The 12354-nt window shown below is 63.3% G+C and carries 13 protein-coding genes; 7 read left to right on the forward strand and 6 right to left on the reverse strand.

Annotation, left to right across the window (positions count from 1 at the left end; genetic code table 11):
- Nucleotides 1–54: 54 nt before the first annotated feature.
- The 5 genes from P0D87_RS24715 to P0D87_RS24735 all read right to left on the reverse strand — a co-directional run bounded on the left by P0D87_RS24715 (nucleotide 55) and on the right by P0D87_RS24735 (nucleotide 5711).
- The gene (locus tag P0D87_RS24715; RefSeq protein ID WP_053859482.1) at nucleotides 55–618 is read right to left on the reverse strand and encodes an isochorismatase family protein; all 564 of its coding nucleotides are present in this window, start codon (nucleotides 616–618) and stop codon (nucleotides 55–57) included.
- Nucleotides 619–648: 30 nt separating this feature from the next.
- The gene (locus P0D87_RS24720) at nucleotides 649–1101 is read right to left on the reverse strand and encodes a MarR family winged helix-turn-helix transcriptional regulator (RefSeq protein ID WP_006049326.1); all 453 of its coding nucleotides are present in this window, start codon (nucleotides 1099–1101) and stop codon (nucleotides 649–651) included.
- An 83-nt stretch (nucleotides 1102–1184) separates the two neighbouring features.
- Nucleotides 1185–3128 (reverse strand): putative bifunctional diguanylate cyclase/phosphodiesterase, encoded by a 1944-nt coding sequence (locus tag P0D87_RS24725; RefSeq protein ID WP_053859481.1) that lies wholly within the window; start codon nucleotides 3126–3128, stop codon nucleotides 1185–1187.
- The gene (locus P0D87_RS24730; protein ID WP_006049328.1) at nucleotides 3125–3655 is read right to left on the reverse strand and encodes a YfiR family protein; all 531 of its coding nucleotides are present in this window, start codon (nucleotides 3653–3655) and stop codon (nucleotides 3125–3127) included. Before P0D87_RS24730 ends, P0D87_RS24725 begins: the two co-directional genes overlap by 4 nt.
- A 1-nt stretch (nucleotide 3656) precedes the next feature.
- Nucleotides 3657–5711 carry a TonB-dependent receptor plug domain-containing protein gene (locus tag P0D87_RS24735; protein ID WP_053859480.1) on the reverse strand — a complete coding sequence of 685 codons (2055 nt, stop codon included), beginning with the start codon at nucleotides 5709–5711 and terminating at the stop codon, nucleotides 3657–3659.
- Between the two features lie 371 nt (nucleotides 5712–6082).
- Here P0D87_RS24735 and P0D87_RS24740 point away from each other — a divergent pair, with 371 nt between their 5' ends.
- The 6 genes from P0D87_RS24740 (at nucleotide 6083) to P0D87_RS24765 (ending at nucleotide 9905) form a co-directional block, all read left to right on the forward strand.
- On the forward strand, nucleotides 6083–6295 hold the full coding sequence (locus tag P0D87_RS24740) for a hypothetical protein (protein ID WP_006049330.1): 213 nt from the start codon (nucleotides 6083–6085) through the stop codon (nucleotides 6293–6295).
- A 477-nt stretch (nucleotides 6296–6772) separates the two neighbouring features.
- Nucleotides 6773–7057: a CsbD family protein gene (locus P0D87_RS24745; RefSeq protein ID WP_006049331.1), complete on the forward strand. Its 285-nt coding sequence runs from the start codon at nucleotides 6773–6775 to the stop codon at nucleotides 7055–7057.
- Between the two features lie 116 nt (nucleotides 7058–7173).
- Nucleotides 7174–7548: a phage holin family protein gene (locus P0D87_RS24750; RefSeq protein ID WP_006049332.1), complete on the forward strand. Its 375-nt coding sequence runs from the start codon at nucleotides 7174–7176 to the stop codon at nucleotides 7546–7548.
- Nucleotides 7545–7850: a hypothetical protein gene (locus P0D87_RS24755; RefSeq protein WP_006049333.1), complete on the forward strand. Its 306-nt coding sequence runs from the start codon at nucleotides 7545–7547 to the stop codon at nucleotides 7848–7850. The genes P0D87_RS24750 and P0D87_RS24755 overlap by 4 nt, the downstream gene beginning before the upstream one ends.
- A 170-nt stretch (nucleotides 7851–8020) precedes the next feature.
- Entirely contained in the window at nucleotides 8021–9190 is a 1170-nt protein-coding gene (locus P0D87_RS24760) for a zinc-dependent alcohol dehydrogenase (protein WP_006049334.1), read from the forward strand.
- Between the two features lie 103 nt (nucleotides 9191–9293).
- Nucleotides 9294–9905: a hypothetical protein gene (locus tag P0D87_RS24765; protein ID WP_053859479.1), complete on the forward strand. Its 612-nt coding sequence runs from the start codon at nucleotides 9294–9296 to the stop codon at nucleotides 9903–9905.
- Between the two features lie 168 nt (nucleotides 9906–10073).
- On the opposite strand, the gene P0D87_RS24770 is transcribed toward P0D87_RS24765, so the two are convergent.
- Nucleotides 10074–10331, reverse strand: a complete 258-nt coding sequence (locus P0D87_RS24770) for a hypothetical protein (RefSeq protein ID WP_029966284.1) — start codon at nucleotides 10329–10331, stop codon at nucleotides 10074–10076.
- Between the two features lie 233 nt (nucleotides 10332–10564).
- Between P0D87_RS24770 and P0D87_RS24775 the strand changes: the two genes are divergently transcribed.
- Complete coding sequence (locus P0D87_RS24775; protein WP_053859478.1) at nucleotides 10565–12334, forward strand: RecQ family ATP-dependent DNA helicase; 1770 nt, start codon at nucleotides 10565–10567, stop codon at nucleotides 12332–12334.
- Nucleotides 12335–12354 lie beyond the last annotated feature (20 nt).

Raw genomic sequence — 12354 nt, forward strand, 5'->3', positions numbered from 1 at the left:
TGCGCACAGGCGCGTGACTGAGGTTGGGCTTGCGGCGCATGATCAAGCTCATGCTCATGCGCGCGTTTGTTCCAGCATGGCGAGTACCTGCTGCGTCGTGCCGGTTTCGCCGAGCCGCGGAAAGATTCGCGTCAGGCTATTCGTGTGGGCGTCGAGATGCAGGTCGGTCATCGCGTCGACGGCAAAGGCGATGTTGAAGCCGAGCTCGTGTGCGAACCGCGCGGTGGATTCAATGCCGATGCTCGTGGAGATGCCCGCCAACACGATCTGTGTCACGCCTTGCTCGCGCAGATACGCTTCGAGGTCTGTATTCGTAAACGCGCCCCACGTCTGTTTCGTGACGAGATGATCCGACGCTTGCGGGTTCAGTTCGGGCATGAGGTCGGTGAATCCCGGCGGAAAGTTGCCGGTGGGGCGCGACTGCTCCGCGCGCCCAGGTGCGCCGCCCGCCACGTTGACGAGCACGACCGGCAGGCCGTGGCGGCGAAATGCTTCGGCTAAAGCGGCCGCGTGCGTGACGACTTGCGCGGCGGGATGAGCCGTGGGCATCGCCACGATGCCTTGCTGCAAATCGATCACGACGAGCGCGGTTTTTGCATCGAGTGTAGTCAGTGCCATACGTATTCCTCTTGCGGTGAGGTTGACGGATTACGAGTCGATCAGGCGTTTGAGCAATTCGACGCCGGTGGCAAGCTGCTTTTGCTCGGCCGCTGAAAAGCGCGTCTGGATCGTGCGAAAGAGCCAGTCTTCACGCGCGGCGCGGCTTGCCTTGATCTTCTTGCGAAAGGCCGGCGTGAGAGTGAGCACGGTTTGCCGGCCGTCGTTCGGATCTGGCGCGCCGCTCACGAGGCCCGCGGCTTTCAGAACCGAAAGCGTCTCGCCCATGGATTGCGGGCGCATGCCGTGCGCGCGCGCGAGTTCGGTAACCGTTGCCGGGCCCTCGCGTTCGAGCAAGCCGAGTACCTGTATTTGCGAAGGCGTAAAGTCGCCGAGGTGTGCTTCTTCGCGCAGACGGCGGCGCAGCTTGCCGGTCAGCACGCGCAGGTCTTCGGCCAATACGTGAAGCGAGTCGGTGTCGAGCGGCGGATCGTTTTTGGCCATGCGTGCCGGAACCATATATGAAGGTTACCTGTGCAGGTTACCTTCATATATCGCGAGGGTCAAGCGGGCTTTGAAGCGGACCTTCAGGCGGTAGGCGCCCGTTGCGCTCGCGGCCGCAGCGGCGAGCGGCGGCCGACGCGCTTATGTTCCCCTCTGTCTTCTTCCATGCGAATGATGGCGAGCAGTTGTTCGAGCGACATCGGGCGACCGGTCAAAAAGCCTTGAACGACATCGCAATGCGCATCGCACAGCCATTCGAGTTGCGCCGGATATTCGACGCCTTCCGCGACGACCAGCAGCCCGAAACTATGCGCCATCGAGATGATTGCGGTGACGATAGGCTGACCGCCATTCGGCAATGGGCAGATGAAGCTGCGGTCGATCTTGATGCTATGCACCGGAAAAGATTGCAGATACGACAGCGACGAGTAACCGGTGCCGAAATCGTCGAGGGAGAGGCGCACACCGGCCGCGCGCAGTTCCTGCATCGCCTGAATGCCCACCGACATATTGGACATCAATTGACTTTCGGTGAGTTCAAGTTCGAGCAGCGAAGCGGGCAGGCCGCTTTTTTCGAGCGCGTTGCACACTTCGTTGGTGAAGCCCTCGGCCCGCAATTGGCGCGCCGAAATGTTCACGGCCACATGCACGCCCGCATTGCGGCCGGCATTCCAGTTCGCCGCGTCGCGGCATGCGCGCCACAACACCCAGCGGCCGAGCGAGACGATCAGATCGCTGTTCTCCGCGATCGGCACGAATTCAGCCGGCGAAATAGGGCCTTCCGAAGGATGGGTCCAACGCACCAGCGCTTCGGCACCGAGCAGCCGTCCCGACAGGCAGTCGAACTGCGGCTGATAGACGATCTGCAAGCCGTCCTGATCGACGGCCTTGCGCAGTTCCGCCTCGATACGCGCGCGCCGCTGCGCCTCCGCTGTCATCTCGCTCTGAAACTCGACGGCAATGCTCTTGCCCCTGCTTTTCGCCGAATAAAGCGCGATGTCGGCATTGCTCACCAGTTCCGCCATTTCGCCGGTGTCTTCCGGATAGACGCTGAAGCCCACGCTTGCCGTCACCACCGAGTCGCTGCCGTGCAGAATGAACGGACGCGACAGGTTGCGCGCGATGCGGCCCGCGGTCGCCCGTGCGCGAACGCGGCTCGCGTCCGGTCCGATGACCACGGCGAATTCGTCGCCGCCAATGCGGCTCACGAGATCGTTAGGCCGCACGACATTGCGCAACGCGTCGGCGACCTGCTTGAGCAGTTCGTCGCCGGCGCCATGACCCAGCGTGTCGTTGACGATCTTGAAGTTGTCGAGATCGACCATCATCAGCGCGACGCGTTTGTCGGCCGCGTGCGCTTTATGCAAGCGCGCTTTCAGTTCGTCGTAGAACGCGCGGCGGTTGGGCAGGTCCGTGAGCGGGTCCGTCGACGCAAGATATTCGAGGTCCTTCTCCGCGCGCGATACGCGCTCGCGCATGCGCCGCATCACGAGCGAGGCGATCCACACCGAACACAGCGAAGCGCCGACGAGAAAGCAGCCGTATTGCGCAAGCTGCATTTTTATCGCTTCGGTGGTCGCGACGATCACGATGCTGCCGAGCAGTTGACCGTTATGAATAATCGGCGCCGCGACGAAAATATCTTCGAGCGAAAGACGCGGCGAACTGCCGACATTGGCGAGCGTGCCTTCTTCCGATTCGCTGCGGCTCAGGCCGGGGCGCGTATAGCGCACGAACAGTTCGCCGTCGGGCGTATAGACGGTCGCGCTTTCGACATGCGGCACCTTGCGCAGCGAGCCGAGCACTTCGGCGGTGGCGTCGCGGTCGCCGAACATCGCGGATGCCGTCAAATTTTCCGCGAGCACTGACGCCTGCATGCTGACGTCGTTGGTCAACGACGTGCGCAGCGAAAGCGCCTGATAGACCAGCAGCACGACGCTGGAAATCAGCAGCGCAATCATCACGCCGACGAGGTTGACGTGTTCGCGAGGCCATGCAAACCGGCGCAAGACCGGGAAACTTTTCATAGCACTGTCCTTGCAAGCCGCATGAGTTTCGAACTGAGCGTGATGCGCCGGCGTGAAGCCTCGGTAACGTTGATGTCGAACTTCAGGTGATCGCCTTCGCGCACGAGGCGGATCACCCATCCCTGGTCGGCCGTGTCCGCTTCGCTGACGATCACCACGGGTGCGTCCGAAGCGAGCAGCGCCTTGACTGCCGCGCTCAATGCCGTGCTCGCCGTCAGTACCGCGAGCTGGCAATCGCCAACCTTCTCCCCGCGCGGCAACGGACGAACCCGCCACGCCTGTTTGCCGCCGTGCTTGCCGTCGAGTCGCGCGAGCGCCTGGCCGAGCGGGCTCTCCGGGTCCACGCAGATCGACAGTACGTTGTCGACAGGACGGCCCGCGGGCCAGTCCGTAAACTGCGCGAAGTTGAAGATGTAGGCGGCCTCGAGCGCCGGCAAGTCCACTTGCGCGTCGACGGAGGTCTGCACGATGACCGGCGACGCGAATATCAGGGACGCCGCAATGATCTGGATGCGAACGCGATCCATGTCAGAACCCGTAGACGGCCTTGAAGAGGAAAGTCCGGCCTTGCTGCGCAACTGTCTCCTGTGTAAAGCCGGGGCCCACTGGGTCGGCGTATCGTTTATCGGTGAGGTTATAAATGGAGAACGACAGATCGGCCCCGCGAACCAGGCGGCGCGAACTGAGCGTCAGGTTCGCAAGGCAGAAGCCGCCGGCGTCGCCGGCCGCGGCGAGACGGGACGACGTGCATTGCACTTCGAGTCCGGTCATCAACGCATTGGCGAAGAACGGCACGGCGAGATTGAGCTTGCCGAGATGCCTCGGCGAGTTTTGCAGCGAAGCGCCGGTGTTCGAGTCGTGAGCTATCTGGTAGGAATAGCTCGCGCGCACGCGCGCGCCCGCGACGCGCTGTTCATAGGCGAGTTCGGCGCCGCGCGCGCTCGCGCGGCTTACGTTGCGAAAAATGAAGAGCCCGGACGATTCATCGAGCGTCTGGCTGATCAGATCGCGCGCGTCGTACTGGAACAGCGAAAGCGTTGCGCGCGCCGTCGTGAACAGCGCTCTTTCATAGACGAGTTCGGTGGTCGCGATGTGCTCCGCCTTCAATGACCGGTTTCCCAACTGGCCATCCGGGCCGCTTATCGCGTAGTACATTTCATACGCGTTCGGCGCGCGATAGGCCTGACCGTAGAGCAGCTTGAACGTATCGCGTGGAGTCAGCTTGTAGATGAGTCCGATACGCGGGCTCAGGTTGCCGCCCGCGGACGTCTGCTGGTCGTAACGCAAGCCCGCGTTCAGCGTGAAGTTCCAGGGCAGCGTGATTTCGTCTTCGACATAGACGCCGGCGCGATTGCCGCTGTGATGGTCGTCGAGCATTTGCGAGTACGGGTCGACGTTGTAGTTGTACTGGTTAAGGCGCGCGTCTCTCGCGAAGTCGGCGCCGACCACGATGCGATGTTTCGCAAGCGACGAGATGGTCGCGTGCACGTCGGCGCCGTACCACAGCGCGTGGCTTCCATCGATGTTCACCACGTACGGCGCGGGACCGTCGATCGCCGGCATCCGGTAATCGTAGCGGCCCCAGTAAAGCTGCGATGCCAGCATCACGCCATCGGACAACGCATGCTGATACGTGAGATCCGCATAGCTATGCGTGTCCGACACGCTGAACGGCGCGTTGAACACGGCGCCGTATGGCGCATCGGGAATACCCTTGGTGCGATTTCCGTAGATGAAGCTGAACCGGAAATCGCCATAAGCGGCGCGCGCGAGAAAGTCCTGCGCGCGGTCGTAGTCGAGCCGGTGCGCAACGCCGTGGTTCTGATCCGGCGTGTCGAATTCCGGGTAATACAAGTCCTCTCCGTTTCGTCCATATGCGGTTGCCGACAGCAGAATGTCGGCCCCATGCGCGCCATGCCAGCCGTATGACGCACGCGCCTTCTTTTCGCCGAAGCTGCCCGCCGCGACCGCGGCTTCCGCGCCGGCCAGATCGCTGCCGCTCTTCGTGATGACGTTGATGACGCCGAACAGCGCGTTCGCGCCGTACATGGACGAACCTGGACCCGGCACGTACTCGATGCGCTTGACGAGATCCATGTCGAGCGGAAAGTCCGAGCCGATCGGCGCCTGACCGTACACGCCGTCGTTCGTGCGAATGCCGTCGATCAGCAGCAGGAACCGGCTGTTGTAATCGCCGGGGCGCTGGAAGCCGCGCGCACCGAGGTATTGATACGAGCGATCGTTCGTCACATAGAGACCTGGCAGCGACGCGAGCGCATCGGCGAGCGTGCGCCAGCCGAACTCACGGATGTCCTCGGCGGTGAGCACGACGACCGCAGCCGGCGCGTCGGTGACGGACTGATCGAAACGCGATGCGGTGTTGACCGTGACCTGCATCAGCGCCTCCAGTGGCATCGCGGCCAGCTCGGCCGTGTCCGAGACCGACGTTCCGCTCGCGGCCGGCTCGTTGTCGGCGAAAGCGGCCGGCGAACAAAGCGTCGCCAGCCCGGCGACCGAATAAACGACCAGGCGGTGCGTGAGGGAATAGCAAGCGGAATAGGAAGCGCGCGTAATGGGAGCCATGACAGCCGGATTGATCTGGAGAACGCTCCTCAAAAATGGATCGTCACCTTTTTGTTATCGGCTCGCGGCGGGGAAGCTTGAATCAGAAGGCGGCTTGCGACGGGGCGTATTGCGGCGCGCGCGGTGTTCTTTCGCGCAGGCGTCGATTGTAAAAAGGGCATGGACGAAGGCGTTTTTCTACGACTCGTTGACGCGAGAAAGCGATGTCGCGGCGCCTGCTTGCTAAAGAGGAATAGCGCGCCCCGCATGGATTTCGGCGGGATTGGACCGGTTAATCGCGGTCCCGCGGCACGCGCTTTGCTAGTTGGGTGCTTTTACCGCCGCCTGCTACTTCCATGCGACAGACCTTCTCCAACGGAGCGCTCGGCTCCATGCGACAGGCGATGATCGAACGCGATCTCGCCCATATCGAACATGTGCTGCTGCGCTCGCATGCGAGTGCGCGCGAGAACTCGGCATTTCCACTCAGCTACTGGCACGATCGGCTGCGCCGTATCAAGGACGCCGGCCAGCTATGGGGCGTGCATCTTCGCAAGATTGACACCTTGCAGCGCATACTCAACGGCGCGTTGCCGCCGGGTTAACCCTGTCGTTAGCGGTTTATTCACGCGCGGTTTCAACCCGCGCGGCTCGCATGCATAGTCGCGCCTCGTGAACTGCCCTGGTTGCGCGAGTGCATACATTAATGTAGCAGCGAGTTCGTGAGGCTTTTGTCCACGATTTCTCCACGATGCGCCAGCGCGTTCGCGTGACGGCGCGCGTTCAATGCGTCCGTCATGCTCGCGCTGACTGCGCCGCTTTTGCTTGTCCGCTTCTGCTTCTCAGCTTTTGCTTGTCCGCTTCTGCTTCTCCGCTTTTTACTTCTTCATTCCTCGCTCTCTTCTCCATTGTTCTCCGTCGCGCGCCGATGCGATTCGCCGCGCGAGCGCGCCGCTATCCGTCGAGTGTCGAAGATCCGTTCACGCGGCCTGCTTCTTGCGGCGTGACGGCAACGCATGCCGGAGCTCCGGCAGCGCGGCAGCGCAGTGCGCGCTTGTGCGCACAAACCACGGAGAGCAGACATGGAAACAGGAAAAGTGGAAGGCACGGTAAAGGAAATCGGCGGCAAGCTCGAGCAGACGGCGGGCGACATGCTCGGCGACACCGGCACGCAAATGGCCGGCACCGCGCGCGAGTTGAGCGGCAAGGCTCAACAGGTATGGGCCGATCTCACCGACGTCGTGCGCGAGACGACCACCGAGCGGCCGTTCACCGCACTCGCGATTGCGGTGGCGGCGGGCTTCATACTCGGCGCGCTGCGCTCGTCGACCGCACGCGATTACCGCGACGACAGGGATTACCGTTAGAAACGGTCGTAAGACACGGTTGGCACAGAGTCGATTGCATCGTTGCGATGAAGCGCTCGCCGCCCGGCACATCCGGCGGCGAGCGCGCGTGACGGCATTGCGGCGGGAGATACACGATGTCGATACATAGCAGAGTCAGCCAGTGGCGCAACGTGGCGCGCTTCTGTTCCAGTCGGGCAGTCGACTACGCCGAGCTTCTGGCGCTGGAGCTCGACGAGGCCAAAGCGCGGCTCGTACGCGAGGTCATCGCGATGGTCGTGCTGGCAGTCGCCGCCATGTTCACCCTCTCGTTTCTATGCGTGGCCATCATCGTCTCGGCGTGGAATACGCCGTACGTGGTCGCAGTCGCGTGGGGCGTCGCGGCGGCGTGGCTGCTCATCTCCATTGCGACCTTCGCGATGATGAAGACGCAAAAGCCCGCCGAGCCGTTGCACGTTCTGCGCGACGAAATGTCGAGCGACCTCGAAGCCCTGAAGGATGCCCTGAAATGAAACACGATCCGCTTCGGCATCAGCAACATCGCGTGATCATTCTCGAGCGCATGGCCATGTCGCGCGCGCAGTTGCTGTCCGCGAATCTCGCGCTGCGCACACCGTCGCGTCATCCAATCAAGGGCGGCTTGCCGGCCGTCAACGTCATGAGCTCGCTCGCCGACACGCCGTACGTGGCGCTCCTGCTCGCGGCCGGTGTCGCCGCGGCGCTGCTCGGACCGCGCAAGGCGATCGGAACGCTCGCGCGAACGAGCGTGATGGCATGGCTCACCAGGTCTGCGCGAAGCGTGTTTCAACACTAGCGCACGGTGCGGCGCTGCGATGTCCGCGCCGCGAATGTACACGCGCGATGTAGCAACTATCGCGTGACGCAGCGCGCGGCGCGTTTCATGCGCAATGTCGCAATGTTCGCAAGGCGCCCATGTGGGCAATGCAGCCGCGAGCCGATGAACCCTACAGTGTGGAGGACTTTATGAAGGCGCTTAGCTGGCATGGCAAGAAAGACATCCGGTGCGACACCGTGCCCGATCCGAAGATCGAACATCCGCGCGACGCGATCATCAAGGTGTCGAGTTGCGCGATATGCGGCTCCGATCTGCATCTGTACGACGGCTTCATGCCCGGCATGGAATCCGGCGACATCATGGGCCACGAATTCATGGGCGAGGTCGTCGAAGTCGGCAAGGAAAACACGGCGCTGAAGGTTGGCGACCGTATCGTCGTACCGTTCACGATCATTTGCGGCGAATGCGATCAGTGCCGGCGCGGCAACTTCTCGGTGTGCGAGCGCACGAACCGCAACAAGGACATCGCCGACAAGATGTTCGGCCACACCACAGCGGGTCTCTTCGGCTACACGCATCTGACGGGCGGCTATCCCGGCGGCCAGGCGGAGTTCGTGCGCGTGCCCTTCGCGGACAAAACGCACGTCAAGATTCCGGACGGCCTCACCGACGAGCAGGTGCTTTTTCTCGGCGACATCTTTCCGACCGGCTGGCAAGCGGCAGTGCAATGCGATATTGAACCGACCGACACGGTTGCGATCTGGGGCGCGGGTCCGGTCGGGCAAATGGCGATCCGCAGCGCCGTGCTGCTTGGCGCCAAACAGGTGATCGCAATCGACTGCGTGCCCGAGCGTCTTTCGATGGCGCGCGCGGGCGGCGCGGTCACGATCGACTTCAAGGCCGAGAGCGTGCTCGAGCGATTGAAGGAACTGACGGGCGGCAAAGGCCCCGAAAAATGTATCGACGCCGTGGGCATGGAATCGCACGCCACGCGCTCGCTCGACTCCATGTACGACCGCGCGAAGCAGGCCGTGATGCTCGAAACCGATCGACCGCATGTGCTGCGCGAAATGATCTACGTTTGCCGTCCTGCCGGCACGTTGTCGGTGCCCGGCGTGTACGGCGGGCTGCTCGACAAGATTCCGTTCGGTGCGTCGATGAACAAGGGCCTCACGTGGCGCATGGGACAAACGCACGTCAACCGCTGGACCGACGACCTGTTGCGGCGAATCCAGCAAGGGCAGATCGATCCGTCGTTCGTGATCACGCATACGGTCTCGCTCGATGAAGGCCCGCGCATGTACAAGACGTTTCGCGACAAGGAAGACGGCTGCATCAAGGTCGTGCTGAAGCCTTGATGTTCATGCCGTTGTTTTCCATTGACCATGCAAAGCGTGCTGCACTTTTTGACTACCTGAGCCGCGTCGATCGATCGCGGCCCAACACACGAAGGTGATGCAAATGGATTCACGTAACGAGTCGAAGCAGGAGGGCGTTCGCGCGCTGAAGGAAAAGCTGCCGCAGCCGGATTCCGTCGCGCGCGGTCTGGCGTGGTTCAGCATTGCGCTGGGCATCGCGGAACTGGTTGCGCCGCGCATGATGGCGCGCGCCGCCGGTGTGAATGCGGGACCGGGGGCAGTGCGTTTCTATGGATTGCGCGAGCTTGCGTGCGGCGTCGGCATTCTTGCGTCGCGCAATCCGCGGCCGTTCTTGTGGGCGCGTGTCGGTGGCGATGCACTCGATCTCGGCACGCTGGCGCTGTCGTCGAACAAGTGGAGCGCGCGCGACCGCCAACGCGCGACTGTCGCGGCCGTCAACGTCGCATGCGTCACCGCGCTCGATGTGTATGCGGCGAAAAGCGCGGCCGCCGCGCCGCGTCTGCCTTCGGTCGACTACAGCGATCGCACGGGCTTTGGGAAGTCGGCGGAGGAAATGCGCGGCGCCGCGCTCGCGGACTTCGAAACGCCACGCGACATGCGCGCGCCCGATGCGCTCGCGCCGTACACGCGCAGCGGGCAGTCAGCGACGCAGGCGAATGTTGGACGCACGGGTAGCGCGACGAACGGCGCATGAGTAAGTGAGTGCGGGAAGCGTGCCGGCAGCGCGGCGGTACGCTTCGCCCGGCCGGCTGTCCGGCGGCGTGATGCTGGCCGCCTGACTCTATTTGTTGCCTACCGCCGCGCTAATTGCGGGCGTACTTTCGCCCGCAACCCAACGCAACCCAACGCAACTCGCGCTAATTCACGCGGACAAATCATCCTTACTGGTCGGATGCCCTTTCGCGCCGCCGGGTTCGAGATCCGGATCGACGTGATCGTGCTCGGGCGTGTACGGCCCTTCCGACGGATGATCCTTGTCCTTCGCAAGTAGCGTGGCGTCCATGCTTCCATGCGGACGCTGTTCGACTTTGCCGTCGGGATTCACTTTCACATCGCCATCGCCGAGTTCTTCACGCCGCTGGTCCGCGCGTTCGACGGGATCGGACGGTTCCTGATTCATCGCTTTCTCCTTTCGGTTGGGTTCACGCATTCGTTGATGCACATCGGGAATCGAGCAAACGCGATACCCGCGGCGCGCTCGCCGCAACGCATAGGAGAAAGGGTGCTGCACGCTAATTGCTCGGCGGCTAAAAGGCACTGCAACCGTGCACCGCAGGTCGCCGAAAACGAGCGGCAATTCATCCTTCACCTCACCGCGGGCGGCAACGCCTGCAAGGACGCTTCTTCATAACCATGACAGTCGACCAACGGCTTCGCAGCATGCGCAAGACCATGCGCGACATGTTCGGCATCGCGCGTTTGCGCGCGGGGCAGGAGGACATCATCCGCAGTGTATTGCAACATCGCGACACGCTTGCGACGATGCCCACCGGCGCGGGCAAATCGTTGTGCTACCAGTTACCCGCGCTGCATCTTGAAGGCACGACGCTCGTCGTGTCGCCGCTGATCGCGTTGATGAAGGACCAGGCGGACAAGCTGCTCGCGGCCGGCATCGACTGCACGCTGGTGAACAGCACGTTGAAAAGCCGCGCCGAGCGCGAGGCGCTGCAACGCATTGCAGCGGGCGACAGCGGCATTGTGTTCGTGACGCCCGAGCGTCTCGCGCAGCCGGCGTTCATCGAGACGTTGCGCGCGCGCCCGGAAAATCGCGTCGGCCTCGTGGTCGTCGACGAGGCGCATTGCGTGTCGCATTGGGGACACGATTTCCGTCCCGCGTTTCTGGAGATCGCCGCGGCGGTGAAGGCGCTCGGGCAACCGCCCGTGCTCGCGTTGACCGCAACGGCGACGCAGCGCGTGATCGACGACATCGTGCATTCGCTCGCGCTGCGCGACCCGCTTGTGGTTCGCACGGGCACGTATCGCGAGAATCTGCGTTATCGCGTTGTGCAGGTGAGCACGGCGGGCGGCAAGGACGGCGCCGCGCGCGCGATGGCCGCGAAACGCGAGCAACTGTCGAAGCTGATCGGATCGCTCGGCGGCGCCGGCATCGTGTATGCGGCCACCGTGCGCGACGTCGACCGCATTCACGGCTGGCTGACGGAAGCCGGCGAATCGGTGTCGCGCTATCACGGCCGAATGTCGGCGGCCGCGCGCGAAGAAGCGCAGGAGCAGTTCATGTCGGGCGCGACCCGCTTGATGATCGCGACGAACGCGTTCGGCATGGGCATCGACAAAGCGGACATACGCTTCGTGATTCATTACCAGATACCTGGCAGCCTCGATGCCTACTATCAGGAGACAGGCCGCGCGGGCCGCGATGGAGAGCCCGCCGATTGCGTGCTGCTATTCGATCTGAACGACAAGCGCATCCAGCAGTTCTTTCTTGCGGGACGCTACCCGAGCGTCGAACTGGCGCAACGCGTGTATGACACGCTGGCGGCGCGTATCGGCGAAGAGCCGAAGGGTATGACGCTCAAGGCGCTGAAGGATGCGTTGCCCGATGTCGGCGCAGGCAAGCTCGAAGTCGCGCTGAACATGCTGGTCGACGCACGCGTGGCGGGCCGCGACCGGCAGCGCCGTTATCGTCTGCGAACGCATGACGCGCACGAAGCCACGCGCGAATCGGCCCGTGAATCCACGCGTGACACCATCGCGAAAGCCGCGGCGCAATTCGAGCAGATGAGCGCGCATGACAGGGAAACGCTGCAGGCAATGATCGACTATGCGCAAACCGGCCAGTGCCGCTGGCGCGCAATCCTCGACTATTACGGCGATACGCCCGCCGTCGAGCGCTGCGGCGTGTGCGATAACTGCGTGCGTCCGCCGCAAATCGACGTCGCACCGGATGCGATCGTTGCAGGCGCAACGTCAGCGGACACGAAGGCGCCGCGCAAGAAAATGGAGCCGCCCAAACCGCGCGTCTGGGCGCCGGGCGATGCAGTACGCGTGCCGCGTTACGGCGCAGGCGAGGTCGCGCTCGCGAGCGGCGAACAGGTGGCCGTGCAATTCCCCGACGGCAGCACGCGCACCTTTCTCGCGAGCTATGTGAGGGCCGGACGCTGAGCCGCGGGGGGGGGGGGGGG

The organism is Paraburkholderia sp. RL17-368-BIF-A (genome assembly GCF_046054045.1).
Classification (GTDB): Bacteria; Pseudomonadota; Gammaproteobacteria; order Burkholderiales; family Burkholderiaceae; genus Paraburkholderia; species Paraburkholderia graminis.